This window comes from Aestuariibacter sp. GS-14, assembly GCF_006494365.1.
GTDB lineage: Bacteria > Pseudomonadota > Gammaproteobacteria > Enterobacterales > Alteromonadaceae > Alteromonas > Alteromonas mangrovi.
The window spans coordinates 146,714-173,663 of sequence record NZ_VHIP01000006.1 but is presented as its reverse complement, the minus strand read 5'-3'; the positions used below and the strand labels follow the sequence as shown (position 1 = coordinate 173,663).

19 protein-coding genes are annotated in these 26,950 nt (G+C 48.2%); 11 read left to right on the top strand and 8 right to left on the bottom strand.

All coding sequences use genetic code 11. The features are described from left to right. Positions 1–69: 69 nt before the first annotated feature. Positions 70–3,720, top strand: coding sequence for an ExeM/NucH family extracellular endonuclease (locus FJ444_RS11920; protein WP_140958522.1), 3,651 nt, complete (start codon positions 70–72; stop codon positions 3,718–3,720). A 105-nt stretch (positions 3,721–3,825) separates the two neighbouring features. On the opposite strand, the gene FJ444_RS11915 is transcribed toward FJ444_RS11920, so the two are convergent. Beyond that, a complete protein-coding gene (locus FJ444_RS11915) occupies positions 3,826–5,586 on the bottom strand; it encodes an acyl-CoA dehydrogenase family protein (RefSeq protein ID WP_140958521.1) in 1,761 nt (586 codons plus the stop codon). Between the two features lie 214 nt (positions 5,587–5,800). Beyond that, a complete protein-coding gene (locus FJ444_RS11910) occupies positions 5,801–6,370 on the bottom strand; it encodes an NUDIX hydrolase (RefSeq protein WP_140958520.1) in 570 nt (189 codons plus the stop codon). A gap of 67 nt (positions 6,371–6,437) precedes the next feature. Here FJ444_RS11910 and FJ444_RS11905 point away from each other — a divergent pair, with 67 nt between their 5' ends. The 3 genes from FJ444_RS11905 (at position 6,438) to FJ444_RS11895 (ending at position 12,821) form a co-directional block, all read left to right on the top strand. Continuing rightward, positions 6,438–7,505: an efflux RND transporter periplasmic adaptor subunit gene (locus FJ444_RS11905; RefSeq protein WP_140958519.1), complete on the top strand. Its 1,068-nt coding sequence runs from the start codon at positions 6,438–6,440 to the stop codon at positions 7,503–7,505. Between the two features lie 3 nt (positions 7,506–7,508). Next, positions 7,509–10,610, top strand: a complete 3,102-nt coding sequence (locus FJ444_RS11900; protein WP_140958518.1) for an efflux RND transporter permease subunit — start codon at positions 7,509–7,511, stop codon at positions 10,608–10,610. 186 nt (positions 10,611–10,796) lie between these two features. After that, on the top strand, positions 10,797–12,821 hold the full coding sequence (locus FJ444_RS11895; protein ID WP_140958517.1) for a hypothetical protein: 2,025 nt from the start codon (positions 10,797–10,799) through the stop codon (positions 12,819–12,821). Between the two features lie 72 nt (positions 12,822–12,893). Here the strand turns inward: FJ444_RS11895 and FJ444_RS11890 are convergent, their stop codons facing one another. Beyond that, positions 12,894–14,456: a sodium/solute symporter gene (locus FJ444_RS11890; RefSeq protein ID WP_140958516.1), complete on the bottom strand. Its 1,563-nt coding sequence runs from the start codon at positions 14,454–14,456 to the stop codon at positions 12,894–12,896. Positions 14,457–14,609: 153 nt separating this feature from the next. Here FJ444_RS11890 and FJ444_RS11885 point away from each other — a divergent pair, with 153 nt between their 5' ends. Further along, on the top strand, positions 14,610–15,161 hold the full coding sequence (locus FJ444_RS11885; RefSeq protein WP_140958515.1) for a DUF3750 domain-containing protein: 552 nt from the start codon (positions 14,610–14,612) through the stop codon (positions 15,159–15,161). Further along, positions 15,158–16,402: an MFS transporter TsgA gene (tsgA, locus tag FJ444_RS11880; protein WP_140958514.1), complete on the top strand. Its 1,245-nt coding sequence runs from the start codon at positions 15,158–15,160 to the stop codon at positions 16,400–16,402. The genes FJ444_RS11885 and tsgA overlap by 4 nt, the downstream gene beginning before the upstream one ends. 18 nt (positions 16,403–16,420) lie before the next feature. Here tsgA and rpoD read toward each other — a convergent pair whose 3' ends face one another. The 4 genes from rpoD to rpsU all read right to left on the bottom strand — a co-directional run bounded on the left by rpoD (position 16,421) and on the right by rpsU (position 21,138). Beyond that, on the bottom strand, positions 16,421–18,262 hold the full coding sequence (gene rpoD / locus FJ444_RS11875) for an RNA polymerase sigma factor RpoD (RefSeq protein WP_140958513.1): 1,842 nt from the start codon (positions 18,260–18,262) through the stop codon (positions 16,421–16,423). Between the two features lie 243 nt (positions 18,263–18,505). Further along, positions 18,506–20,293 (bottom strand): DNA primase, encoded by a 1,788-nt coding sequence (gene dnaG / locus FJ444_RS11870; RefSeq protein WP_140958512.1) that lies wholly within the window; start codon positions 20,291–20,293, stop codon positions 18,506–18,508. Positions 20,294–20,406: 113 nt separating this feature from the next. Beyond that, positions 20,407–20,850: a GatB/YqeY domain-containing protein gene (locus FJ444_RS11865; protein ID WP_140958511.1), complete on the bottom strand. Its 444-nt coding sequence runs from the start codon at positions 20,848–20,850 to the stop codon at positions 20,407–20,409. 72 nt (positions 20,851–20,922) lie between these two features. Then, positions 20,923–21,138: a 30S ribosomal protein S21 gene (gene rpsU / locus FJ444_RS11860; RefSeq protein ID WP_140958510.1), complete on the bottom strand. Its 216-nt coding sequence runs from the start codon at positions 21,136–21,138 to the stop codon at positions 20,923–20,925. A 251-nt stretch (positions 21,139–21,389) separates the two neighbouring features. Between rpsU and tsaD the strand changes: the two genes are divergently transcribed. The 5 genes from tsaD to FJ444_RS11835 all read left to right on the top strand — a co-directional run bounded on the left by tsaD (position 21,390) and on the right by FJ444_RS11835 (position 26,147). Next, on the top strand, positions 21,390–22,403 hold the full coding sequence (tsaD, locus tag FJ444_RS11855; protein ID WP_140958509.1) for a tRNA (adenosine(37)-N6)-threonylcarbamoyltransferase complex transferase subunit TsaD: 1,014 nt from the start codon (positions 21,390–21,392) through the stop codon (positions 22,401–22,403). 149 nt (positions 22,404–22,552) lie between these two features. Beyond that, positions 22,553–23,764: an ectonucleotide pyrophosphatase/phosphodiesterase gene (locus FJ444_RS11850; RefSeq protein WP_140958508.1), complete on the top strand. Its 1,212-nt coding sequence runs from the start codon at positions 22,553–22,555 to the stop codon at positions 23,762–23,764. Between the two features lie 57 nt (positions 23,765–23,821). Beyond that, on the top strand, positions 23,822–24,172 hold the full coding sequence (locus FJ444_RS11845; RefSeq protein ID WP_140958507.1) for a carboxymuconolactone decarboxylase family protein: 351 nt from the start codon (positions 23,822–23,824) through the stop codon (positions 24,170–24,172). A 2-nt stretch (positions 24,173–24,174) separates the two neighbouring features. Then, entirely contained in the window at positions 24,175–25,008 is an 834-nt protein-coding gene (locus FJ444_RS11840; RefSeq protein WP_140958506.1) for a TlpA disulfide reductase family protein, read from the top strand. A gap of 431 nt (positions 25,009–25,439) precedes the next feature. Next, positions 25,440–26,147 (top strand): hypothetical protein, encoded by a 708-nt coding sequence (locus FJ444_RS11835; protein ID WP_140958505.1) that lies wholly within the window; start codon positions 25,440–25,442, stop codon positions 26,145–26,147. 24 nt (positions 26,148–26,171) lie between these two features. Here FJ444_RS11835 and plsY read toward each other — a convergent pair whose 3' ends face one another. Next, on the bottom strand, positions 26,172–26,774 hold the full coding sequence (plsY, locus tag FJ444_RS11830; protein WP_140958504.1) for a glycerol-3-phosphate 1-O-acyltransferase PlsY: 603 nt from the start codon (positions 26,772–26,774) through the stop codon (positions 26,172–26,174). Positions 26,775–26,950 lie beyond the last annotated feature (176 nt).

Here is a 26,950-nt window from a genome sequence, read left to right as displayed (position 1 = left end):
ATAGTTTTACTGGCCCGAAACACACACCTAACGATAAGAATTAGGACAACTGGCTTCCAAGGAACAACAATGAAAATAAAGTATCCCGCTCTCATCAGTGCGATGTGGGCGACACAGGTTTTCGCAACCGATGTGTTCATCAATGAGCTTCATTACGATAATGCAGGTACTGACGTTGGCGAGTTCGTCGAAGTCGTGGCACCTGCTGGTACCGATTTAACCGGATATAAAGTGCTGTTTTATAACGGCAGCAATGGCACTCAGTATATCAGCCAGGAACTGGTTGGATTGGTTGCCGACATGGGTAATGGCTTTGGCACTTACGCTATCGACGTATCCGGCATTCAAAATGGCGCACCTGATGGTGTGGCATTGGTAGATGCAAGCAGCACTGTGATTCAGTTTTTAAGTTATGAAGGCAGCTTTACCGCTACAGACGGCGATGCGGCTGGCATGACAAGTGTTGATATTGGTGTAAGTGAAACAAGCGCAACACCAGAAGGCGCGTCTTTACAGTTAACAGGCACCGGCGCACAGTACAGCGACTTTACCTGGCAAGCGTTTAATAACGCTACCAAAGATGCGTTAAACGAAGGGCAAACCTTTACCGGCAATGAAGTTGTGTTTTTTAACGAAATTCACTACGACAACGCTGGCACCGATGTAGGCGAGTTTATTGAAATCGCTGGTACGGCAGGCCTTGATCTGACCGGTATGACCATTGAGTTATACAACGGCAGCAATGGCGCGGTTTACAACACAATTGCACTGTCTGGCACACTGCCCGATAACGGCAATGGTTTTGGTACTATCGCTGTTTTACCGTCTTCTATTCAAAATGGCGCGCCGGACGGCATGGCATTGGTATCGGCTACTGGCGAAGTGATTCAGTTTTTAAGCTACGAAGGTGTCATGACGGCAACTGACGGCGCTGCCGTGGGAACCGACAGTACAGATATTGGTGTAGCAGAAACCGCTTCAACTGAAATTGGCCAGTCTTTGCAATTAAGCGGCTCCGGCACCAGCTATAGCGACTTTACGTGGATCGCAGGGGCAGAAAGCCCAAATAATACCAACCCATCGCAAACCTTTAACGGCAACGGCGGTGGCACTGATCCGGAAGAGCCAGAAGAGCCGGAAGAACCAAATCCAGAAACCGGTGACGTAGCCAAATTGTTCATCAACGAACTGCACTACGACAACGTAAGTTCTGACGTTAATGAATTTGTTGAAATTGCGGGCCCTGCGGGCACCGACCTGACTGGCGTAAGCATTGAGCTTTACAACGGTAACGGTGGTACCGTGTACAGTACCGTTGCGCTTTCTGGCACTATCCCGAATCAGGCAAATGGTTTTGGTACGCTCGTTACGTATATTTCTGGTATTCAGAACGGTTCACCAGACGGTGTAGCCCTTAGCTACAACGGTGAACTGATTGACTTTATTAGTTACGAAGGTGACTTAACCGCTACCAGTGGCAGTGCATCAGGTGTAACAGCATCGGATATCGGTGTTGCTGAAACCGGCACCACACTGGACAGTGAATCCCTGCAGTTAAGCGGCACTGGCAGTGAAGTGTGTCACTTCTCGTGGAGCGGCCCTGCAGCCGCATCGCCTGGTGAAATTAACGCAGGTCAAACTTTCGACACTACCGTTGGGGCAACTTGTGGCGGTGGTGACGGCGGCGACGGTGGTACCGGCGGCGAACTGACACTGGTTAAAATCAGCGCTGTTCAAGGTAGTGGATCGGCTAGCCCGTTAGTGAATACTCAGGTAGCCATTGAAGCAATTGTAGTGGCTGACCATCAGAGTGGCAGTGGTAGCGATGGCGATTTACGCGGATTCTTCGTACAGGAAGAAGACGCCGATGCCGATAGTGATGCGTCAACGTCTGAAGGCTTGTTTGTGTTCGATGGCAGCTCACCTTCGGTAAATGTATCGGTGGGCGACAAAGTATATCTGGTGGGTACTGTAGCAGAATACTTTGGAGATACGCAGCTGGATGTGCAGTCTGGTAGTGTTCAGGTGGTATCTTCAGGCAATGCGCTGCCTACTCCGGCAGTGATCACATTACCTGTGGCAACCACAACTAATTCCAGTGGCGAAGCCATTGCGGATTTGGAAGCCTACGAAGGTATGCAGGTTGTGTTTGCACAAACCCTGGCAGTAACCGAACTGTTTAACCTTGATCGTTTCGGTGAATTACTGCTGAGCAGCGAAGGTCGTCAGGTGCAATATACTGAGATCAATGCGCCATCAGCGTCGGGTTATGCAGCCTATGTTGCAGCCGCTGCGGCAAACCGCTTAATGCTGGACGACGGCTTTAGCATCCAGAATCCTTCACCTATTCGCTTCCCTGCGCCTGGCCTGTCAACGGCAAATGCAGTGCGCATGAGCGACGAAGTGACGAACCTCACGGGTGTGATCAGCTATCGCAAAGCCAGTGGAGGTTCGGGTGATGAGATGTACCGTTTAATGCCAACCGTTGAACCGGTATTTACCCGTCCTGAAGCACGTAAAGACCGTCCTGATGTAGGTGGTTCAATTCAGGTAGCCAGCTTTAACCTGCTGAACTTCTTCAATACCTTTGGTAGCAGCTGTTATTTAGGCGGTGGCACAGGTGATTGTCGCGGTGCGGATAACGCTGAAGAGTATGCTCGTCAGTTACAGAAAACTGTAACCGCTATTACTGCACTTGACGCTGACGTTCTGGGTGTAATTGAGATTGAAAATGACATCGTGGAAGGCTCAAACAGCGCCATGGCGTCACTGGTAACTGCGTTGAATCAAGCCGAATCGGCCTGTAGCAATTATCAGTATGTTGATCCGTTACAGCGCGTGGGTACTGATGCTATTGCGGTTGGCTTCCTGTATTGCGCGGATACTGTAGAAGTAACGCCGGGTAGTACGTTAGCTATTCTGGATGACAGCCAGTTGGCTGCGTTGGGATTAAGCAGCTACGCGCCAGTATTTGATGGTTCATCTACCAGTCGTCCAAGCCTGACTGTCAGCTTCACTGAAAAAGCGACCTCTGAAGTGTTCACGGTATCGGTAAACCACTTTAAATCTAAAGGCGGTTCAGGTACGGGTGGCAATGCTGATGCGGGCGACGGTGCAGGCAACTGGAACGAGCGCCGTACTCAGGCTGCTGAAGTGCTGCATAAGTGGCTGGCCACTTACCCAACTGGCGTTAACGACGATGATATTCTGATCATTGGTGACCTGAATGCGTACAGCATGGAAGACCCCATTGTTGAGTTAACATCTAACGGATACACCAGTGTCACTGCAGGTGAAGCACACTACTCGTATGTATTTGATGGCTTTGCAGGTAACCTGGATCACGGTTTGGCGTCAGCGTCGCTGATGGACCAAATCACCGGAGCAACGTCGTGGAATATTAACTCAGACGAAGCCGATGCGTTGGATTACAACACCGACTTTGGCCGTCCGACGGACATTTTCGATGGCACTACACCTTACCGTACGTCAGATCACGATCCGTTGTTGATTGGTTTGTCGTTATCGTCTGCCTTAAAAGGCGATTTAGATGGTGACGGAGACATTGATCTTAACGACTTCATCCTGATCATGCGTGCAATCCTCACTAAGCGCCCCTATGATGCCGTAAACGACATCAACGGTGATGGCCTGGTGAATACGCTGGATGGCATATTGCTGCGCCGCAGCTGTACACGTTCGCGTTGTGCAGTACGTTAAGCAACAATGCTATTTTAAGCACGTTTTGAACTAATAAAGAAGCCGCTCTCAGAGCGGCTTCTTGTTATGTGAAATCCGAAAAACAGTATTGCTTACACAAGCGTTTTACAGATAGTCAAACTCACTGCCCGATACGGCCAGTATGTTGGCAGCCTCTGCAAACAGCGCTGCTTTATGACCTTGCATACGCGGTAAAATGCGCTCGGCATAAAATGTACAGGTTTTCTGTTTACCGGCAGCGATATGTGGATTGCCACACTGGCTGGCCGCATCGGCCATGGAATACCACAATACACCAAGTAAGGCGTAACCCGTGTATTGCAGGTAATCGCATGCGCCGCCAGATACATTCACCGGATCAAAACCCTTCACCGTTTGCGAAGTGGTATACCACTCCTGTAACAACTGCTCAGCCGTTTGTTTGTTATTGGGCTGTACTATGTTGCTAACTAACTCATTGAATGCCCGATAGGTGCTGTCCAGCATACCTTGCTTATCACGGGTGAGCTTTCTGCCAATTAAATCCTGAGCCTGAATACCGTTGGTGCCTTCATACAACATCGCAATTCGCACATCGCGCATCAGTTGTTCCATTCCCCATTCGCGGATGTATCCGTGGCCGCCATAAACCTGTACACCAAGACTGGTTGCTTCCAAACCGGTATCGGTCATGAAGGCTTTGCATACAGGGGTAAGGAATTGTAAAACGGCATTGGCCTCTTCTTTACGGTCATCTTCGGTATTATGCGCTATATCCATGTACTTGGCATAAAGCATTGCCAGTGCCCGACACCCTTCTGCGAAGGACTTCTGGGTAAGTAACATGCGCGCTACATCGGGCTGAAAAATAATCGCATCGGCTTTGTCGTTCGGTTGCTGAATACCCTGAGGCGCACGCGATTGTAAGCGCTCGCGGGCATAACTTAGCGCCCCTTGGAAAGCGGCTTCAGACGCCCCCAATCCTTCCAGGCCAACCTGAAACCGCGCATCATTCATCATTGTGAACATACAAGCCAGACCCTGATGAGCCTCACCGATTAACCAGCCCGTTGCGCCGTCGAAGTTCATTACGCAGGTGGGGCTGGCTTTAATGCCCATTTTCTTTTCCAGAGCACTGGGGCCGGCAGCGTTGCGTTTACCGGGATTGCCATTCTGGTCGGGCAGAAACTTGGGTACCAGGAATAAACTAATTCCTTTAACCCCAGCAGGGGCGTCGGGCAATCTGGCCAGTACCATATGAATAATATTGTCGGTCCAGTCATGGTCGCCAGCGGTAATAAATATCTTACTGCCCGTGATAGCATAGCTGCCATCACCATTAGGCTCAGCCTTAGCAGACAGTAAGCTTAAATCACTGCCCGCATGTGGCTCAGTAAGATTCATAGTGCCGGTCCATTCACCGCTGATCAGTTTTTCCAGATAGATGGCTTTTAACTCGTCGCTGGCATGTTTAGTGATAGCTAGTACGGCACTCTCGGTTAACATAGTGGTAAGCCGCCAGCTCAGGTTGGCGGAATTAAGCATTTCATGTACGGGTACCGCCATGGAGTAAGGCAAGCCCTGTCCACCGTAGTTTACGTCTCCCAGCATGGCATTCCAGCCGTTTTCCACATAGCTGTGGTAGGCCTGGGCAAATCCCTGGGGGGTAGAAACCTTGCCATCGGTAAGATGACAGCCGTACTCATCGCCTTCGCGATTTAATGGGGCAACCACGTCAGCAGCGAACTTGCCGCCTTGTTCTATGACTTCCATCGCGAGATCGGCGTCAAACTCGCCTAATCCCAGCGAAGCGTAGTGTTCGTTTATCTTTAACCAGTCTTGCAATAAAAAGCGGAAATCCGCAAGCGGCGGTAGGTAGCCGGGCATAGCATTCTCCTAGTTGTATGCATTTGAATCCCGTCATCAGAACAATGGGGTTAAAACCAGTTATTTCCTGACAAGGCATTCAGCAGGGTAACAAATATAAACAAGTGTTTTAATTGTAGGGGTGCTACCCGAAAAATGTACAGCCGGATCAGAAATATTCCGCCACAAAGTCACGATTAGTTGAGCCAGAACAAAGTGAAAATAGGGGGTATTACTACAGAGGATGTGCCGCGACAGTCAGTTTGCCTGCTTTTACGTATGCATCCCGAAGAGGAATGAGATCATCAGCGAAACGCAATTCATCTTCACTGAGTAAAAATGGATCAACCTTTTCAAGCAGTTTCACTTCCAGACCAGACCAGTCAGGTGCATCAAATTGAGCAGGTAATTTGGCAATGGACGAATCGGCCGTGCAGTTGAATACCGGCATGTCGGAGGCGGTGAGCGAAAGCAGAGGGCCTACTTCCACATTGAAGCCGGTTTCTTCCCAGGTCTCGCGATGGGCGGTGCATTGCAAGGTTTCATTACCTTCACGACCACCTGCGGGAAAGTCCAGTTTACCGGTTAAACGATGACGAATAAGCAAGACCGAATTATTCACTCTTATCAAACAAGCAGCCCCCTCAGAGCTGACGTTCTCAGGGAGGGCTGTTGGGACACTTCGGCAAAATGGGGCAGACGGAGTAGGGTCTGAGCAGCCAAAAAGCGTTAAAACTACCAAAATCGCTGTTAAAAGCGATCCGCATTTCAATGGTTTCGGTAGAATTAGTAAGAGAATTTGCATGTTTTTAACAACAGTATGCGCCGCAGCCAAATGTAGGTGATCGCGGGGCAGTATAACAGGGTTTACTATGGCATTGGGTAAAAAGCTGTCGCCGTTATTGTTAGGTGTGGTCGCGATGACCGGTTTATTGGTGTATTTAAACTGGCCGGCAGACAATGTTGCACAGCCCATGGGGCAGCGCGCCACACCTGTTAAGGTGTTTACCGTTGAGAACAGGTTGTTTCCGGTAACCATAGACGCGCTTGGCACGGCTAAAGCGAATGAGTCTGTTACCTTAACGGCGCAGGTTACCGACACGGTTACCCAGGTTCAGTTTAACGATGGCGATACTGTGAAAGCTGGCCAGTTACTGGTTCAGTTGAACAATACCGAAGAAGTGGCGCGTGTTGCGCAACTTCAGGTAAGTCTGGATGAAGCTAAGCGCCAGCTGACCCGCATTAAAAATCTGGCAAAAACCAGTGCTGCTTCTCAGCAACTGTTAGATGAACAACAGGCGCTGGTAAAATCACTGGAAGCGCAAATCGCAGTTGCCAATGCCCAGTTAGCCGATTTGCAAATTCGCGCACCGTTCAGCGGCAAATTAGGCATACGTCAGGTGAGCGTTGGGTCATTGGTGCGCCCTGCCGATGAAATCACAACGCTCGATGATATCAGCGTAATCAAGGTTGACTTTAACGTTGCCGAAAATCACCTGGCAAGCATGGCGGCGGGCCAAAAGGTAACTGCTACCTCAGTTGCTTATCCAGGTCGGGAGTTTTTGGGGGAAATCACCGCCATTGATTCGCGTATTGATCCGGTTACCCGATCGATTCTGGCCCGCGCAATGATCAACAATGCCAGTGCTGATTTGCGCCCGGGTATGCTGATGAACGTAACCATTGAAAAGCAGGTGCTGGACACCCTGGTGGTACCTGAAGAAGCGCTCGTGCCTAATGGTGATAAACAGTTTGTGTATGTGGTAGCCGAAGATAATAAAGTGTCGGAACGGGAAATCCAGATTGGTGAGCGCCGCCCTGGCTGGGTTCAGGTTGTAACAGGATTGCAACTGGGCGAACAAATCATTACCGAGGGCACGCTCAGGGTTCGCGAAGGCTCGCTGGTTAAAATACTGAACCGTTCTGCTCAGGAGAGCTAAGCTATGTGGCTGTCTGATGTATCGGTAAAACGTCCGGTCTTTGCCTCGGTTGTTAACCTGCTGCTGATTATTTTCGGTATTGTTTCTTTTACTATGCTGTCGTTACGCGAATATCCGGACATCGATCCGCCTATTGTGAGCATCAGCACTAACTATCCTGGCGCGTCGGCCAATATTGTTGAAACGCGAATCACCCAGCTTCTGGAAGACCGTATCAGCGGTATTGAGGGCATTAAAAATATCACCTCTACCAGTCGTAATGGACGCTCCGATATTTCCATTGAATTTGAACTGTCACGTGATATTGATGCCGCGTCAAATGACGTTCGCGAGCGGGTTAGTCGTGCACTAAACAACTTGCCTGACCAGGCTGATCCACCGGAAGTGTCCAAGTCGAATTCCGATGAACAGGCGGTGATGTGGTTCAACCTGCGCAGCACCAACCTTAATACCATGGAGCTTACCGATTACGCTGAGCGTTACCTGGTGGATCGGTTATCCATTGTAAATGGCGTTGCTCGCATTCAAATTGGTGGAGGTCGCACCTATGCCATGAAAGTGTGGCTGGATCGCACTGCAATGGCGGCTCGTGGAGTAACTGTGGCCGATGTGGAGTCAGTGATCCGCTCTGAAAACGTAGAGTTACCTGCCGGGCAGGTTGAATCGTTTAACCGCGATTTTGAAGTACGTGTAGCCAGAACGTTTTTAACCCCCGACGACTTTGCTGCATTAACCATTGCCATTGGTGAGGACGGCTATTTGGTCCGCCTTGGCGATGTGGCCAAAGTAGAATTGGCAGCAGTAGATGATGAAACCGAGTTCCGCGGCGATGGCGTGAACATGATTGGTCTTGGGATCATTAAGCAGTCTAAAGCCAATACCCTTGATGTAGCGCGTGCGGCCAGAGCGCAAATTGCAATCATTGAACAATCGTTGCCAGACAATATCTTCATTGTGCCCAGCTACGATTCATCCGTGTTTATTGAAGAGTCAATCTCAGAGGTATACAACACACTGGGCATTGCGATGCTGTTAGTTATTGTGGTGATTTACCTGTTTCTGGGGAATGTGAGTGCCACACTGATTCCGGCGGTTACCGTACCTGTTTCACTGATTGCTGCATTTATTGTGATGCTGGCATTAGGCTTCTCTATCAATCTACTCACGCTACTGGCCATGGTACTGGCGATTGGCCTGGTAGTAGACGATGCGATTGTTGTGCTTGAGAACATTCACCGCCGGATTGAAATGGGCGAAGCGCCGTTGCTTGCAGCCTATCGCGGAACGCGTGAAGTAGGTTTTGCCGTAGTTGCCACTACTCTGGTTCTCATTGCGGTATTTGTGCCACTGGTTTTTCTTGAGGGTAACGTAGGGCGCTTATTCACTGAATTTGCTCTTGCTATTGCTGCTGCCGTGGCCTTTTCCAGTGTAACAGCGTTAACCCTGTCGCCTATGCTCGGCTCAATTTTATTGAAGAAGAGTGAGCGCTCTGGGTTTGGCAATTGGCTGGACGGTCGGTTTAGAAAACTGGAAAACGGTTATCATGCGAGTCTGGGTAAAACCATTCATCAGCCAGTGATGATGATACTGCTGCTGGCCTTTGCTGTGGTTGCCATTTATCAGTTGCATGAACGCATACCGAACGAGTTCACCCCAAAAGAAGATCGCAGTAACTTCTACATCATTATGCAGGCGCAGGAAGGGGCCAGTTTTGAAAGCAATGCGCGCAACCTCAAGTTAATTGAAGATATCGTGATGGAGTATCGCGAAGCCGGTGAATTAGACCGGGTTCTGGTTCGTGCTCCTGGCTTTGGTGGCCGTGCAGCTATGGTAATTGTGGGCGTAGTGCCTTGGGATCAGCGCGACCGCAGCTCATTTGAAATCATGGATGAGATAAGTGAACGCCTGAACGTGATCCCCGACGTACGGGCCTTTGCCAGTATGCGAACTGGCTTAGGCGGCGGTGGCTTTAACCGTCCCGTGCAGTTTGTATTACAGGGTGATACCTATGAAAATCTGGCTGAATGGCGCGATATTCTGATTGAGAAGGCATCAGAAAATCCCAAACTGGTAAGGTTGGATTCTGACTACAAATCCACCTCACCACAGTTATTGATCGAAATCGACCGCGATCGGGCTGCCGATCTTGGTGTGTCAATAAGCGATGTGGGTCGCACGCTTGAAACCATGCTGGGATCGCGCAGGGTATCTACTTTCCTTGATCGTGGCGAAGAGTACGACGTTATTCTTGAAGGGGAAGAATCGGCCTTCAGAAGCCCCGACAGTATTGAGAATCTGTATGTTCGCTCTGGTTATACCGGCAAGCTTATTCCGCTGGATAACCTGCTTAGCTTTACTGAATCTGCCACGTCAGCCCAGCTTAACCGATACAATCGCATGCGCTCAGTGACTATTTCAGCCAACCTTGCCAATGACTACACCATTGGCGAAGCGCTGGATTACCTGAATCATATTGTGGATACCGAGCTACCCGATGGTGTGTCGGTAGACTACAAAGGTGAGTCTCAGCTCTATCACGAGTCAGGCAATTCGTTTATCTTTGTATTTTTGTTAGCGCTGTCGATTACCTATCTTATTCTGGCTGCACAATTTGAAAGCTGGGTGCATCCTTTGGTGATCATGATGACAGTGCCACTCGCGTTACTGGGTGCTTTTATTGGGATTTACTTTGCCGGTATGACACTGAATATCTACAGTCAGATTGGCCTGGTAATGCTGATAGGCCTGGCGGCTAAGAACGGTATTTTGATTGTTGAGTTCGCCAACCAGCTCCGGGATGCTGGCGAAGAATTTGAAGAAGCGTTGCGTAAAGCTTCAGCAATGCGCCTTCGTCCGATTGTAATGACCGGATTTACCACCGTATTCAGTAGTGTCCCACTGGTATGGGCATCAGGTCCTGGTGCCGAAAGTCGCATGGCTATTGGTATGGTGATTTTCGCCGGGGTACTTGTGTCGGCATTTCTTACCCTGTACATCGTTCCTACCGCATATTACTGGATGGCCCGACACACCGGCTCGCCACTAAAACGCACGCACGAACTGGAGAAGCTGGACGCCGAAACGCCTTATGTAAAAGGCGAATAGGGGGATTCTATAGCGTGAAATGCATGAAAAAATAGGTTAATGCAATTACCTGAAAAATTGTTAGTATAGTGTTTGGACATCAGGGAAGATGTTTGAACGTGCCGTTTAACAATGCCACATTTGGGTATTCGGTAACTATTTTCTTCTTTGGTGTTGATTTGGAACATTTAAACCAAGGAAGTATTTATGAACAGACACGCATTCAAGCTTGCTCCTATTTCTCTATCTGTTTTACTGTCGTTGACCGGTTGTATCGAGGTTGATGATAGTGGGAATAAACAGGTAGTTGCCTCACTTAATCAACAAAATGCCATTTTGGCAGAGCAAAATGAATTACTGTCCCAACAGCTTTCAGAGCAAGTAGCAACTATAACAATCTCTGGCGCGGTATTTGACTTAGATACCTTTAAACCCATTTCGGGGACAATTGCGAGTGTACAGGTATTAAAAGGTGAGGTCGTACTTGTAGAGCAGATTCAAACTGAAGATGGATTGTTTTCAATTGAAGGGCTGCCTGCTAGCAGTGACTTAACACTGTACGTAACGTTTAGTGATAATGCATTTGTTAATCGTGCGTTTTTTATCACCACACCGCCCGCCGCAGAAGATGTGGTATTTGATGATATTGGCTATTTAGATGTATCAAAGCCGCTAGATGTAGTGTTCAGCGTTATTGACAACGATAGCGGAGAGGCGATTCCGGACTTACTTTTCTCTGGAACGTCTCACTCCGGAACCAGTAGCTATAGCACAGCATATAATTATCAACATGAAACTACATTTGATGCTGATGAAGGTGTCTATCGTATCACGCTACCTAAATACCTGGACGTAACGTTACGTGCAAACCTGGATTTGGACGGCGATGGCGAGATGGACTACGACATTGCGGTGGGCAATAACACTTATATTGCGGGCGATCGTCTTACGATAACATCTGCAAATGAACTTCAGAATGAAGTTATTAGCCTTTCCGTGGACGACGAACCGATCATCGAAACCAAACTGGTGTATGTAACCTTACTAGATGAATCTGGCTTACCTGTTGAAGGGGCTAGTTTTGTAAACAGTTTAAACGACATCGTGATCTCTGAATATCATACGGATTCCAGCCGTTATGTGATTAGTACCGATTTCAATGGATACGCTTCGCTTAGTATGCCAGCGTTCGAACATGACGGTGTTACCTATTCAACCGGTCAAATAACTATTGATCGGAACTCAAGTGCTTCTGTAGGCGACTACCTGCGTATTTATACCAGCGGCTTTAATTCAAACAGTGGATACAGCATTGACGATACCGAAACTATTTCTATTGTTTTGGTGGCAAAGACAGTGACCGATTCTTTTGATGTTGAAATGGTAACGTCATTCTTTAGCGCTCAGGATTATACTTACACTGTGTACTATTCTGAGCCAGTTGTATTAGCAGATGCGGAAGTGAGTCTGACTTTTGAAAACGTAGAGGTGGTGGCCGGTAATGCAAGTTCAACTGATTCTGTGCCCGCTGGTTTTACTTACATTTCAACGGTGCAGCAAAGTACCGCTGTGAATATACTAGCTGAGCTCAATAACACCAAGTTTACGCTTTCGCCAGACACAGCTTTAAATTCAAATACAGAATATACGTACGACATCGGTTCGTTAATCGCTCCTACTTCTTCCGCGCAAGTAGATTTGTATGGTGATACAAAGGAATTTACCACACCAGTAGATAGCGCAAATGCCTTCGATATCAATGATGTTTATGTGGATAATGCAAACTTCTTCTCTAACGGCACAGTCTTAGTCAGCGAAAATACTGCTGGCGTAGCCAGTAATGATTCGGAGAGTTATAGTTCGGTATATCTGCATTTACCTACCAGTATTGAGTCGTTAAATTATTTGATTTTCAATGTAACTGGTTACACTGAAAGTGGCAACGAATACACTGATTCTCGGCAAATGAATGTTGTACTGGATAATGAAGTGTCAGCTCAAAAGAAATTAGGTGTTTCTGCAGCACGAAACGAAGAAATTCGATACGACACTTATGTGAATTACCTGGTAGGGTCTACTATGGAAAATGGAACATATGAGTATAGGCTCCACACCGGTCAGTATTTGCGTGATAATACGCCATCCAATGTAAACTCAATTAGCTTCAATTACGAATATCAGACTTTAGACGGCGAAACAGTATCTGGTACGCTCACATTACCAGTATTGTAAATCTGTAAAAAATACACCAGTTTAGGCCTGCAATTAACGCAGGCCTTTTCATGGTGTTTCAATGGGTAAAACCTAAATCAACCAATCCGGCAAAGAAGAACACACAACGACCAACAGGGTACACCAAACAAATAGCGTAATAATGAATGTGGGTGTTAATCCCTGACTAATGCGTTGTGGACTGGGTTTGTTGCTTCGGGGAATGAGTGTATTGGTAACGTGTGCGGTTGCGATTGTTATTACAAAACCAATAAAGTTCCACCAGAACCAGAATAGCGGATTATCGCTTAGCCACAGGAACGTATTGCTGAAGACACCCAGCAATAATCCGGTGTTAGCTGCTTTGGCCGTGATGCGCTTGCTATGTATCCCCAACAGAAACGTGGCCAGAACCGGCCCGTAAAAAACGGAACCAATTTTGTTGATGGCTTCTATGATAGTAGGGGCAATATCGCCGGCATAAAAAGACAACAACAGCGTAACCATACCCCAGCCAATGCCCGCGAGCCTGGCAAAGCGCATATATTGTTGGTCGCTTACATCGCTGCCCTTCATCCGGCATATATCTTCTGTTGTCACTGCCGCCAGGCTATTTATTGCGGAACTTAACGAAGACATGGCTGCTGCCATGATAGCCACTACTAACAGTCCGGTTAATCCGGTGGGCAGGTAGTTTACAATGAAAACTGGCATCATCCAGTCAGGCTTGTTGGCAGGAATCTGAGCTTGTAAGTCTGGTGTTTGCATAACCAGTGCACCGATTACCAATCCTGCGCAGCAATATATCAGGGTGATAGGAAAGCGGCTTAAGGCAACGGTGTACATTACTTTGCGTAAATCACTTATGCTGTGCGCTGACAATGAGCGTTGTGCTTCAGATTGATCGCAACCGTAGTATGAAGCATAGAGTACCACCCCACCAAACAGCATGGGGAGTAAGCCAAAGTCATTCCCCTGTAAACCCAGGGAGTCAAGATTGATGGCCTGCAAGCGATTGGTATCAAGTGCGGCCAGTGTGGCGTCTATGCCGCCCATTGCATCCAGCGCCATCACCAAGCAAATCAAGGCTCCGGCCAGAATGAGTAACATTTGTAAGGCATCGCCAAACACTACCGCTTTCATGCCTCCCACCGCAGAGTAGATGAGGGTGATCACCCCTATCAGAACAATACTGTGCCATTGCGCCATCCCCATGGTTCCCTGCAGGATCAGCGAGATGGCGTAAATCATCATTGCGGTGGCGAATGAGCGGCTAAGCTGAAATACAAAACTGATGAGTAAACGCGTAGAGCGTTCGAACCGTCGCTCCAAAAAATCATAAACACTCACCACTCCGCTTTGATGAAGTGTAGGGAGTAGGCGCCACATCATCAGCATCACTGCCAGCGGAAGGGCTAATTCATAAGACAGCCAGATCAGCCCACCGCCCTCGCGTAATCCCACAAAAGCAGGCGCCGAAATAAAGCTGATTGCAGATAATTGGGTAGCCATTACCGACAGTGCCAACGCTGGCCAGGGTAGCGTGCGCCCACCCAGGAAATAGTCTTTACGGGTGGGTTGATTGCGAAAGCTGATCCCCATGGCTAATAAGCCTACGAGATACAGGGCAATGATGCTGTAGTCAATCCAGGTCATAGTCAGATTCCTTTCTTTATTCCAGTATGCAGATTTGATTATTAAATTACCAGTTGATGTTTGGTCGGTCAGGCTGGTGGTTTTATCGCGGTAGTCTTGCCTGAAATTCACTCAACTGATTAGATAGTCTCATTCAACAAAGGGTATAACCTCATGGGTAGACTGGTCGGTATAGTGTTCGTTGCATTGTTGGGTGTAGTCGCGTTTAGTAATCAGGACTGGCGCACAGCCAGCCGGGAACCTGCAGGCATTTCGTTATCACCTGACTTGATAACCGATGCCGTTATCGAAGTATATGCGGCTGATGCCTTTAGCTGGCGAGGCTGGTTTGCTGTGCACACATGGATAGCGGTTAAGCCCGAAATGGCAGAAGAATACACGGTGTATGAAGTGGTTGGCTGGCGCGTGAGACAAGGCCAACCCGCACTGCGCACCTATACCACGAAAACACCCGATCGGTATTGGTATGGGGCGAAGCCAGAAAAGCTATTGTCTGTACAGGGGGTTAAGGCCAGCGCACTGATTCCTCAAATAACCGATGCGGTATCCAGATATCCCTGGGCAAATGAATACCAGGTCTTTCCCGGCCCAAACAGCAACACGTTTCCCGCGTGGATAGGATTACAAGTACCGGAGCTAGAACTGAATTTGCCTTTTAGCGCTATTGGGTCTGGTTATGCAAGTAACAAAAGTGAGCCACGATGATGCTGTTTAACCAGGTACGTTTAACCCTGATTGCCTTTTTTAGCTATATGGTTATGTCGGGGCTACTTACACAAGCGGGCGTTATTCTGAATGCTGTTGCTACTACGTTACAGCTTCCGCCGGCGGTTGCTGTGAGCATGTTTTCGTGGCTTACCGGAGGCGTGCTGGTTGGCACCTGTGTGTCGATGTACCTGTATACCAGATTTCCGCTAAAATATTTGTTGGTACTCACTTACTCAGGTTTGCTTATTTTACTGTTAGTGCTGGGCGTAATCATGCCTCAGAGTTACAGTGCTGTAGCTGCGATCTTCTGGTTATTGGGGCTTGCATGTGGTTGTGGGCTGTCTGGTGGTGCGGTAATCATTTCCAAGATTTATCAGGCGCAGAGACGGGCATCGGCGTTTATTGCAACCGACTGTGCATTCAGTGCTGCGGGTTATCTATTTCCTACACTGGCGGGTTGGTTACTGGCACAGCATTACCCGTGGCAGTACAGCTACCTTGCCGTTGGTGGAATTGCGCTGCTCATTCTGATTTTTGTTCTGTCTGGAGATTGCCCGCAAGCACATGAGTCGCGCAGTCCACTATTACAGGGGAATAGTCGTAATACGGTTGCAGATAACTCTGCATGGCTACAGTTTCGCTCGATAGTTAATGTGCGGGTAGTATGCATGGCACTTGCAGTGTGTTCGTATCTGATTGCGCAAACCAGTTTTCTTACCTGGGCCCCCAGTTATTTGTCGGTTGCATTTGGCTTGTCAGCGGACGCGGCAGGGCAAGTAGTTGGAAATTACTGGGGCGCGTCAATATTTGGATTACTGCTGTCTGTGGCACTGGTCAATGTTGTGCCTACCAGATGGTTGTTAATCTGTGCCAGTATGATGGCTATTGGATTAACTTTCTCCATGGTATCAAGTGGCTCTGGAGAAATGTTTATTTCTCTTGGGTTTGCGTTTGGCTTTCTCACCACGTGTATCTACAAAGTCGCAATATCGCTGGGAACACAGCAGATCCCTAATGCGCCGCCCATGCTGGTTACCTTGATGCTGTTTAGCGGCAGCGTTGGGAGTACTATTGCGCCGGCCATTTCGGGTGTGGTTGTAGCAGCGTCAAACGAGCAAGGCGCACTGTGGTTGTCTGTTTGTTGTTACTTGCTTATGGCACTTTTATTTATTGTTACTCTGGTAAGCGAAAACAAAAAAGGCCAGTCGGGTGACTGGCCTTTGAAACGGGTTACTTAGTGTAACAACTTGGCTTTCTTACTCGTCAAGGAAGCTGCGCAGTTGCTCAGAACGGCTCGGATGACGCAGCTTGCGCAATGCTTTTGCTTCGATCTGACGAATACGCTCACGGGTAACGTCAAACTGCTTGCCTACTTCTTCCAGTGTATGGTCGGTGTTCATGTCGATACCAAAACGCATACGCAGTACTTTTGCTTCACGCGCTGTCAAACCAGCTAACACTTCTTGTGTCGCGTCTTTCAGGCTGTTGCCTGTTGCTGAATCCAGAGGTTGCACTATGGTGCTGTCCTCAATGAAGTCGCCCAGATGCGAATCTTCATCATCACCGATGGGGGTTTCCATCGAGATTGGCTCCTTGGCAATTTTCAGGACTTTACGGATCTTGTCTTCAGGCATCATCATGCGCTCAGACAATTCTTCCGGGGTAGGCTCGCGGCCCATTTCCTGCAACATCTGACGCGAAATACGGTTCAGTTTGTTAATGGTTTCAATCATATGAACCGGGATACGGATAGTCCGTGCCTGGTCGGCGATTGAGCGAGTGATCGCCTGACGAATCCACCATGTTGCGTAAGTTGAAAACTTATAACCACGGCGGTATTCAAATTTATCTACTGCTTTCATCAAACCGATGTTACCTTCCTGAATCAGATCCAGGAACTGCAAGCCGCGGTTGGTGTACTTTTTGGCAATCGAAATTACCAGACGCAAGTTAGCTTCAACCATTTCTTTTTTCGCGCGGCGGGCTTTTGCTTCACCAATAGACATACGACGGTTGATGTCTTTAATGTCTGCGATAACCAGACCGGTTTCTTGTTCAACCTGCGAAATCTTGCTTACGCTACGTTCAATTTCTTCTTTGTACTGTGCCAGTAAGCCAGTATAAACTGCACCGCTTTTCAGCAAAGCGTCCAGCCATCCGGTTGTGGTTTCATTACCCGCAAATGCCTTAATGAAATCTTTCTTAGGCATTTTAGCGTGAATAACGCAGTACTTCATAACCAAACGTTCCTGAATACGAACGCGGTCCATCATTTCACGCATGTTTTTAACCAAGCGGTCGAACTGCTTGGGTACTAAACGGAATTCTTTGAAGATATCGCTAAGCGCTGCGATTTCTTTCCGAGCGGCATCATGTGTGCGGCCCTTTTGTTCAATTACCTTGCGGGTAATTTGGTACTGTTCGCGTAACTGGGCAAATTTTTCGCGTGCTTGCTCAGGATCAACGCCGCTGTCATCTTCTTCTTCAGCGTCGTCATCATCATCGTCGTCATCGTCGTCTTCATCATCCAGTTCTTCCTGTGATAATTCAGAGCCAACGTGGGTCGCAGTAGGGGCAAGGTCTTCTTCGCTGTTTGGATCAACAAAGCCAGAAATGATATCGCTTAAGCGAATTTCTTCTGCTTCGTACAGATCCCATTGGTCCAGTAAGTAGGTAATGGCTTCCGGGTATTCCGCAACTGAACACTGTACCTGATTGATACCGTCTTCAATGCGTTTGGCGATTTCAATTTCGCCTTCACGGGTGAGTAGTTCAACCGTTCCCATTTCACGCATGTACATGCGCACCGGGTCGGTAGTTCTGCCGATTTCACTTTCAACCGTTGCCAGGGCCTGTGCGGCTGCTTCGGCAACTTCTTCATCAGTGGTACTTTCCTGCATCAACAATTCATCGGAATCCGGCGCCGACTCGGCAACCTGAATACCCATGTCATTGATCATGCGGATGATGTCTTCGATCTGATCTGAATCGACAATGTCCTGTGGCAGGTGGTCATTAACTTCAGAAAAAGTCAGATAACCTTGCTCTTTACCTTTCGCAATCAGGAGTTTAATCTGAGACTGCTTGCTTTGCGCCATATACCCTACACTTCTTAAATTCTAACCAATGCAAAACCTGTAAAGTGAGACACTTTACAGGTGTGAATGTTCGATAATCGTTGAACGCCTTATCGAGATACACGTGCTTCAATGTGGTTTTGTCTGTTCAACTGCCTTTTGCGACGGTGGCAGCGAATTACACAGTATAACAGAACCGTCGTTATTTTGACTACTCTACTGCCTATTTTTGACTCGTTTATTTTAATTGGCCGTGGCTGATAATTATCGGCCTGCCTGTCGCTCTTTCATAAGCAAGTTTAGTTCCTGCTTTTCAGCGGCTGACAACGCATTAATACGTGATTTGGATAAAAGTTGATCGATGCGGCTGTCGAAATGCCAATCCAGCAATTTAGCGAAACTGTCGCGATATACCCTGGCCGCGTCCTCTTCCGAGACAAAATGTTCCTGCATAAGCATTTTACCCAAGCTGACAGAGTGGGGGTGATTGCGGAAGTTTTCAAGTACCATGGCTGTGCTGGCTGACGGATATTGCTCACAGAACGCAAACAAATCCTGCAATACAGGCAGGCCTGCAATGCCTGAGCCGGTAAGAAACGCGGGCTGAACTGAATCACTGCAATCGGCTGCCAGGTTAGGATGCTCAAGCAGGAGGCGGATCATCATTCGAATCGGCGACAAGCGTGACTTTTTCATGTTGTCGAAGGTGCCAGCCCGATTGGGCTTCTGCGTCCTGTCGTTGGCGTTGCGAATATCTCTGTCCAGTTTAAACCGGTCGTATTCGCCAACATGCTTGCTAAGCTCTTCCTGCAACATGATTTTTTGTTGTTCGCCTGCTACCTGATCAATCAGGGGCTGAGCTGCAGATTTCAATGCTACTTTACCTTCAGGTGTACCTACCGGGTGCTGTTTAAGTAAGGTATCGAAAAAGAAGCGCGACAGTGGTGCGGCTTGCGCGATCAGTGCTTCAAAGGCTTCTTTGCCAATTTTCCTTACCATGGTATCGGGATCTTCGCCGTCGGGTAGGAACAGGAATTTGAGGTGCACACCGTCTTTTAATACGGGAAGGGCATTTTCCACCGCACGCCATGCCGCATCCCGACCCGCGCGGTCACCGTCGTAACAGCACACAATTTCCTGATTGCTGCGCATCAGCATAGTCATGTGCTCTTGTGTGGTAGCAGTACCCAGTGCTGCGGTAGCGTACTGAATGTCAAACTGACTCAGGGCCACCACATCCATGTAGCCTTCCACAATCAAAATGCGCGGCAGGTTGCGCTGCTGTCGGGTATGGTGATATCCAAACAGTTCATAGCCCTTGTGGAATATGCGGGTTTCCGGCGAGTTCAGGTATTTAGGGCCGTTGCCCTCCATGATTCGTCCGCCAAATCCACATACCCTGCCGCGTTTGTCCCGAATTGGAAACATAATGCGGTCACGAAAAAAATCGTACTGCTTGCCGTTGTCGTTCTGATTAACCAGTTTTAATTCAAGTAACTGTTTGCGTGTGTGTTGGTCTGAACCGAATGCAGACAGTACCGCATCCCAGTCGGGTGGGGCATAGCCAATTTCCCATTGCTTAACTATTTCACCCGACAGTCCACGCTTTTTAAGGTAGTCCACGGCAGCGTTTGCTTGTTTGTGATGCTTTAGCTGATGCTGGAAAAATCGTGTGACTTTTTCCATGAGTTGGAAGTCAGATTCGGTTTGCTGTTTTTTCTCAGGACTAAATGAGCGGGCTCCTATGCCTTGTTCTCTGGGCACGTCGATGCCATGTAACCGGGCGAGCTCTTCAATGGCTTCAACAAATTCAAGGCGATCGAATTCCATTAAAAATGAGATTGCATTGCCATGGGCGCCGCAGCCAAAACAATGATAGAACTGTTTATCCTGAGCTACAGTGAAAGACGGCGATTTTTCGTTGTGGAACGGGCAGCACGCAGAGTAGTTTTTACCGGCCTTTTTGAGGCGCACGCGACTGTCGACGATTTCGACAATATCGGTACGAGCCAGTAAATCATCTATAAACTCGCGGGGGATCTTACCTGCCATAAATGCTACACATTGCCAAAATAGTTAATGCTGGTACACAGTAGACGTACTGTATCAGGCTGGAAGGAATGCGCAAATAGGGAATCTGTTGCTGCAAAACAGGGATGCAGGCATTAATTCAAACGTTGTTTGATCTTTGCACTAAGTGCACCCATGTCGGTGCGACCCTGAACTTTAGGCTTCAGTAAGCCCATTACCTTACCCATGTCTTGCATACCACTTGCACCACTACTGGTCATGGCTTCATCAATCAACGCAGACAGTTCTTCGTCGGTTAATGCTTGTGGCAAGAAGGATTCGATAACAACAATCTCAGCGCGTTCGGTTTGCGCCAAATCATCGCGACCTGCCGCGTCATATTGTGACGCAGCATCCTGACGCTGCTTTACCATTTTGGTTAAAATAGCAAGCACATCGGCGTCAGTCAGGGTAACCTGTTCGTCGATTTCTTTTTGCTTTATGGCAGCAAGGGCCATACGAATAGTTCCCAAGCGAAGTTTTTCTTTCGCTCGCATAGCATCTTTTTGTGCGTCTTTTAAATCGTCAATCAGTGCCATAGAATACTCGTAGATAGCTAATCAATAGACATGCAAAGAGGCCTGTAAGCAGGCCCCACTGCCAATCATTGCTTAGTAAAGTTTTACGCGACGTGCGTTTTCGCGAGCCAACTTCTTAAGATGACGCTTTTTAGCAGCTGCTTTCTTGCGCTTGCGTTCCCAAGTAGGCTTTTCGAAGAATTCACGACGACGTACTTCAGCCAGTACACCTGCTTTTTCACAAGAACGCTTAAAACGACGCAGTGCTACGTCAAATGGCTCGTTTTCTCTTACTTTAACGATGGGCATTAAAATCTCACCTCAAAACTTAACGGATTTCCGGGGTTCAACTGGGTTTTTTCAACCACCCGGGTTAAAAATGGTGCGAAATTCTAAACATTCGAGGCCGGGATGTAAAGTCCGGATAACAAAAAAGGCGATAAAAAATAGTCAGCCTGCTGATTGGTGCTTGTGCTGATTGAGATTGTTGATTGTCCACGAAGCTATGAATCGGGTAAACTTTACCAATGAGATCAGTTTAGAGCAAAGAATTTACTGCCATGCGTGTATTAGGTATTGAAACCTCCTGTGATGAAACCGGTATTGCGGTGTATGACGACGAAGCCGGGTTGCTGTCGCACACTTTATACAGCCAGGTAAAACTGCATGCCGATTACGGCGGTGTAGTACCTGAACTGGCGTCACGCGATCATGTAAGGAAAATTATCCCGCTAATCCAAAAGGCATTGTCCGACGCCGGGTGTAAAGAAGGCGATATCGACGGTATTGCCTATACACAAGGCCCCGGTTTGGTGGGGGCGCTGTTGGTTGGCGCCTCAGTGGGGCGGTCGCTGTCTTTTGCCTGGAATGTGCCGGTTATTGGCGTGCATCACATGGAAGGGCATTTATTAGCGCCGATGCTGGAAGATACCGCTCCCGAGTTTCCGTTCGTGGCACTATTGGTGTCAGGTGGACATTCAATGCTGGTGCAGGTAGATGGGATCGGACAATACACATTGTTAGGTGAGTCAATCGACGACGCCGCAGGTGAGGCCTTCGATAAAACGGCTAAATTATTGGGTCTGGATTATCCAGGCGGGCCATTGCTAGCGAAACTGGCAGAGCAGGGCGAGCCTGGGCACTATGCGTTCCCGCGGCCGATGACAGATCGCCCGGGTTTGGATTTTAGCTTCAGTGGTTTAAAAACCTTTGCAGCCAATACTATTCGCGATGCCGATGATAGTCATCAAACCAAGGCAAATATTGCATTTGCTTTCCAGGAAGCGGTTATCGATACCCTGGCAATTAAATGCAAACGTGCACTTAAGCAAACCGGCTTAAAACGGCTGGTGATCGCAGGTGGGGTTAGCGCCAATACCGAATTGCGCAGTGCGATGAAAAAGCTGATGCAAGATGTGCGTGGTGAAGTATTTTACCCCAGTCTCGGCTTTTGTACCGACAACGGTGCCATGATTGCGTACGCCGGTTTACAGCGATTGAAAGCCGGTCAACGCACGCCGTTATCTGAATCCGTTAAGCCCCGTTGGCCTCTTGATACACTATCTGCACTTTAAAATCATACCGTTATCGCAAATTCGCCGGTTATCCGGCGAATTTCACTGGAATGTAATTCGTCGGCGATAAATACTATTCATTCGAATTTTAAACCATCCTTAACCCACATGTTTTGGATGATTGGATAACAGTAAAGGTATTGATTCGTATGCAGCGCTTTGTTGTGTTAGTTGCAATGTTACTAGCGGTAGTTACTCCTCGCGTTTTCGCAGATTCTTCAGACCAGCACGTTGTGTTGATTTCCATCGACGGATTCCGTCACGACTATATAGAAAAGCATCAGGCAAAACACATTGCAGCCATAGCGCAGCAAGGTACCCGTGTAATGTCGATGCAGCCCGTGTATCCGGCTAATACCTTTCCCAATCACATTTCATTGTTAACTGGCTTGTTGCCAGCGAACCATGGGATCGTTAACAACCGGTTTTACGATAAATCCCGCCGCGATTATTACAGCATGGGGAAAGGGTATCAGGACAGCACCTGGATTACGGCGATGCCCATGTGGAACCTGGTGGAGACGCATGGGTTAAAAGCGGCTACTTTTTTCTGGCCTGAATCCGATGCGCGCATTGGCGGGCAACTGCCAACTTATCACTACCATTATTCGAAATACGCAGACTACCAGCAGCGTATAGATCAAATGATGGAATGGTTATCGTATCCCGAACAATCCCGTCCCCGGTTTATTGCTGGCTATTTCTCGCTGGTCGATACCGTGGGGCACGATTACGGACCCGATGCACCAGAAACCTATGAAGCAGTGCAGCAACTGGATGCCCTTATGGGGCAGCTGTATACCCGTATTCAGGCATTGCCGTTTAAGGTGAATCTGGTGCTGGTATCGGATCACGGCATGACGCCGGTTGACCGCAGCCAGGCAATAGTGGAAGCCGATTTAAATATCAGCGAGGATTTTCTGGTGTTAAATGAAGGTGAGCAAATATTGTTGTATGCCAAGGACGGAGTAGACCAGGCCGCCATTGATGCGCAGCGCAATATTATTAACGCTATGGATTTACCCGGTGTTCAGGTATTTGATGAGGATCAACGTCAGCACTACCGTATGCCGCATAATAAGCGTACCGGGGACTTAATTATTACCATTGCACCGCCAGCTAAATTTACTAAAAACAAAGACAGTAAGGTTGGGCCGGGAGGCCATGGTTATTTGCCTGAACATCCCGATATGGGCGCGTTCTTTGTGGCTGCTGGGCCTGCGTTCAAGTCGGGCTACACGCTGCCTGCCATGAGTAATCTGGAAGTCTATCCGGCATTGGCAAAGATAATGGGCCTAGACTTGCTAACTCCCATAGACGGTGAGTTATCGAAGTTAGCCCCTGCTTTGCTGGTTAACTAATCCGGCAATGTGTGTCAGAGCAATTCTGCTCTGACACCATGCTGTCAGGAGCAAATTATGAGCAAGTCCTATCCCGAAATTACCCAACGTATTTCCAGTAACATGAAAGCCCTGCGCTCAGATATCACCGATACCATGCAAGGGTTTTCAGCAATGGCGCAAGCGGCTACCCGCGATGGCGTGCTTGATAAAAAGACTAAGGAACTGATAGCCCTGGCAATTGGGGTGTCGACCCGTTGTGACGGATGTATTGGCTTTCATGCCAAGGCGCTGGTTGAACTGGGAGCGACTAAAGCGGAAGTGGAGGAAACACTGGGTATGGCAATCTATATGGGCGGTGGCCCTTCGCTAATGTACGCCGCCGATGCGATGCTGGCATTCGAGCAATTTAGCCAGACTGCGAAGTAGTTTTGCATAGTATATCCATAGGGCCACTGGGGCTCTCTATTGAATATGCGCTGATATGGGGTGCTTTATTACTATCTTGGGCAGGCTGTTATGTATTTAGTCGGCGTGCAGATAGCCCAGTAACCTGTTACCAATTTTCCAGCAATGCGGTTTTTGGTGCCTTTGCTGTGGGCTTCTTTTTTGCCAGGCTGGGATTTATTGCCGGACAGTGGTCGTATTTTCATGGTGATGTTATGGCTATGCTGGATGTTCGCGACGGCGGTTTTTCTGTCGGAAGTGGCTTGATCGCAACTGGTCTGTACGTCAGTTATAGTATCCATCGCCATCCTGCAATCCGCTCCACTCTAATGTGGGCAGGCGCTGCAACATCCGCCGTTATGCTCCCTCTTTACGTCGCGGTTTCCTTATCGTTGCGTCCAGAGTGGATGCCTGTGCCTACGGTTGACGCGCTGGCCGGCAGTCCGGTAACACTGTCTGACTTTAAAGATAAACCGCTGGTGATTAATTTCTGGGCAACCTGGTGTCCGCCGTGTAGGCGCGAGATGCCTGCGCTGGCCAGGGCGCAGCAACATAACCCGGACATTCATATTGTGCTGATTAACCAGTCTGAATCGCCCGCTCAGGTGCAGGCGTTTCTCGCGGAGCAAGAGCTCGCATTGAACAATATGCTGATGGACGTCACGGGTGACGTAAGCCGGGAGTTTGGTGTTGCCGTGTTGCCCACCACGTTGTTTTATTCCCGGGATGGCAAGTTAATATACCGGCACGTTGGCGGTGTATCTGATGCCAGTCTGGCAAAAGCAATACGCATGTTGCAGGCTGAATCAACGCCGTAGCTAAACGGGGAGCAAAGCTAAGCTTTTTTCACTAGGGCGTGTTGATCTTTGCTGTATGATTTTGCAGCAGTCTGTGCGACGTTTATACAATGAAGCGCAAGTGAAGTGTAGTCATCTACATGAACTTGGGCTGAAGCAGTATAAATATTGCACCGGCGCTGCCCGAAGGGTTCGCTCTAGGTGTCCACCGCTCTTTGTTGCATGCTCTTGATGCAGAACTACTGCACCTGCGAACATGCGCCGCGATCGCTGAACACCTAGAACGAACAAAATTAATACAGCAAAGATCAACACGCCCTAATGTGAATTGCAAAATCTGGTCTGCTTTTCGTTGGTTTACAAGCCTCTGTATTTCTTTTCATTCTTTCTTTATTTGCATCGTGCCAGTATAGGAATTACGTTTGTAATCTCTATGGTAAAGGGATGTAGAAATGAAATTACCCGTCTATTTAATGGTGATGGCAAGTCTATTTCTTGCTGGATGTGCGAATAAACCAACGGTGTATGTGTACGCAAAATATTTAAGTGAAAGTCAGAAAAAAGAAGTTAAAGAGACGTTAGAGGAGTCGAAGCAATATCAAATCAAAATGAATGATTTCGATATGCCAGCATCCATTACTGAAAATACCCTTCTTTATTCTCTATTGCTTCGCGATCCTGAATTCATTGCACTTGCAGAGGAATTGTCTGTTGAGGCAGGTTTTCCGATTAAGCGTACGCAGGGTATGACGGAGGGAAATCACTGGTATACGAAGAATTCACTGGCTTTGTTTTTATTGCCGGAAGACAACGGCAGTAACCTTGTGCTATTTAAACAAGATCTTATCAACCGATACGAAGGAAAACAGTGTGAAAATGTGACCGCGTTGAATTTAGATAACGACGGCACATTTGTTCTGGATGTTCAGCCCCAAAGCGATGGCTACATGAAAGATTCGATTAAAGGCACCTGGAAATACCGGCAATATCCATTCGTAGAATTGCAAAAAGAGGGGTTAGCCTACGCAGAGTATTATTTTGAAATACAGCAATTCACTGGCAGCGATGTTGTGGGCGAAATAGACTACGTTGAACTTGTTTCGCTCAATGCCGGTTCTCTACCTGGCGGCTGTTCGTTTATTGTGGGCACCAGGCGCTAACACAAGCAGGGCTGTGCTAAGGTACTACTCGTTGGCTTTGCCTTTGTCCCACACTTTACTCTCTTCCCCTGCCAACAACCGCTTGATGTTGTCGCGATGGCGAAAAAGAATCAATATCGACAGCATTGCTACCGGAAGTGTGTACAGGGGTTTGATAAACCAGGTAAAAATGGGGGCTAAGAGCACTGATACTATCGCGCCCAGAGACGAGTAGCCCCAAATAAATACCACCAGTGCCCAACTGGCAATTAGCATGCCCGCCAGTGAAGGGCCAATCGGTAGCATGGCACCAAATGCTGTGGCTACGCCTTTCCCGCCTTTAAAATGAAAGTAAAGTGGATAGATGTGACCCAAACAGGCAGCAATAGCAATGAGGCCTAATGCGACGGGAGGAATGCCCATAAAGTAGGCGGAGTACACGGGGATTGTACCTTTTAATATATCGGCTAACAACACCAGTAATGCCGGGAAACGGCCACCCAGTCTCAGCACGTTGGTTGCACCGGGATTACCAGAACCGTGCTTTCGGGGGTCGGGCAAACGAAATAGTCGGCTGATCAACACCGCACTGGAGACAGACCCAACCAAATAGGCCACGCTTATCATCAGTAAACTCAGTGCAATCATGACTGTATCCGGTGTCATACAATAAGTGTGCACACACTACTAGAATCTAATAGCGAATGCCAGACGCTTGATAAAAGTTCGATATACGGAAGCGGCTGCACAGCTGCATTGGTATGGTATACTGCGCGCAAAAATAACGCCTGAATGATCTGTTTACCGGCGCGTTTGCGATATCA

Excerpts from the sequence above, each read along its gene's own strand:
- FJ444_RS11850 (WP_140958508.1), top strand. The coding sequence starts at position 22,553 with ATGCAGCGCTTTGTTGTGTTAGTTGCAATGTTACTAGCGGTAGTTACT.
- tsgA (WP_140958514.1), top strand. The coding sequence starts at position 15,158 with ATGATGCTGTTTAACCAGGTACGTTTAACCCTGATTGCCTTTTTTAGC.
- FJ444_RS11910 (WP_140958520.1), bottom strand. The coding sequence starts at position 6,370 with ATGCAAATTCTCTTACTAATTCTACCGAAACCATTGAAATGCGGATCG.
- FJ444_RS11905 (WP_140958519.1), top strand. The coding sequence starts at position 6,438 with ATGGCATTGGGTAAAAAGCTGTCGCCGTTATTGTTAGGTGTGGTCGCG.
- FJ444_RS11895 (WP_140958517.1), top strand. The coding sequence starts at position 10,797 with ATGAACAGACACGCATTCAAGCTTGCTCCTATTTCTCTATCTGTTTTA.
- FJ444_RS11900 (WP_140958518.1), top strand. The coding sequence starts at position 7,509 with ATGTGGCTGTCTGATGTATCGGTAAAACGTCCGGTCTTTGCCTCGGTT.
- plsY (WP_140958504.1), bottom strand. The coding sequence starts at position 26,774 with ATGATTGCACTGAGTTTACTGATGATAAGCGTGGCCTATTTGGTTGGG.
- rpoD (WP_140958513.1), bottom strand. The coding sequence starts at position 18,262 with ATGGCGCAAAGCAAGCAGTCTCAGATTAAACTCCTGATTGCGAAAGGT.
- FJ444_RS11915 (WP_140958521.1), bottom strand. The coding sequence starts at position 5,586 with ATGCCCGGCTACCTACCGCCGCTTGCGGATTTCCGCTTTTTATTGCAA.
- FJ444_RS11835 (WP_140958505.1), top strand. The coding sequence starts at position 25,440 with ATGAAATTACCCGTCTATTTAATGGTGATGGCAAGTCTATTTCTTGCT.
- FJ444_RS11885 (WP_140958515.1), top strand. The coding sequence starts at position 14,610 with ATGGGTAGACTGGTCGGTATAGTGTTCGTTGCATTGTTGGGTGTAGTC.
- tsaD (WP_140958509.1), top strand. The coding sequence starts at position 21,390 with ATGCGTGTATTAGGTATTGAAACCTCCTGTGATGAAACCGGTATTGCG.
- rpsU (WP_140958510.1), bottom strand. The coding sequence starts at position 21,138 with ATGCCCATCGTTAAAGTAAGAGAAAACGAGCCATTTGACGTAGCACTG.
- FJ444_RS11920 (WP_140958522.1), top strand. The coding sequence starts at position 70 with ATGAAAATAAAGTATCCCGCTCTCATCAGTGCGATGTGGGCGACACAG.
- FJ444_RS11845 (WP_140958507.1), top strand. The coding sequence starts at position 23,822 with ATGAGCAAGTCCTATCCCGAAATTACCCAACGTATTTCCAGTAACATG.
- FJ444_RS11865 (WP_140958511.1), bottom strand. The coding sequence starts at position 20,850 with ATGGCACTGATTGACGATTTAAAAGACGCACAAAAAGATGCTATGCGA.
- dnaG (WP_140958512.1), bottom strand. The coding sequence starts at position 20,293 with ATGGCAGGTAAGATCCCCCGCGAGTTTATAGATGATTTACTGGCTCGT.
- FJ444_RS11890 (WP_140958516.1), bottom strand. The coding sequence starts at position 14,456 with ATGACCTGGATTGACTACAGCATCATTGCCCTGTATCTCGTAGGCTTA.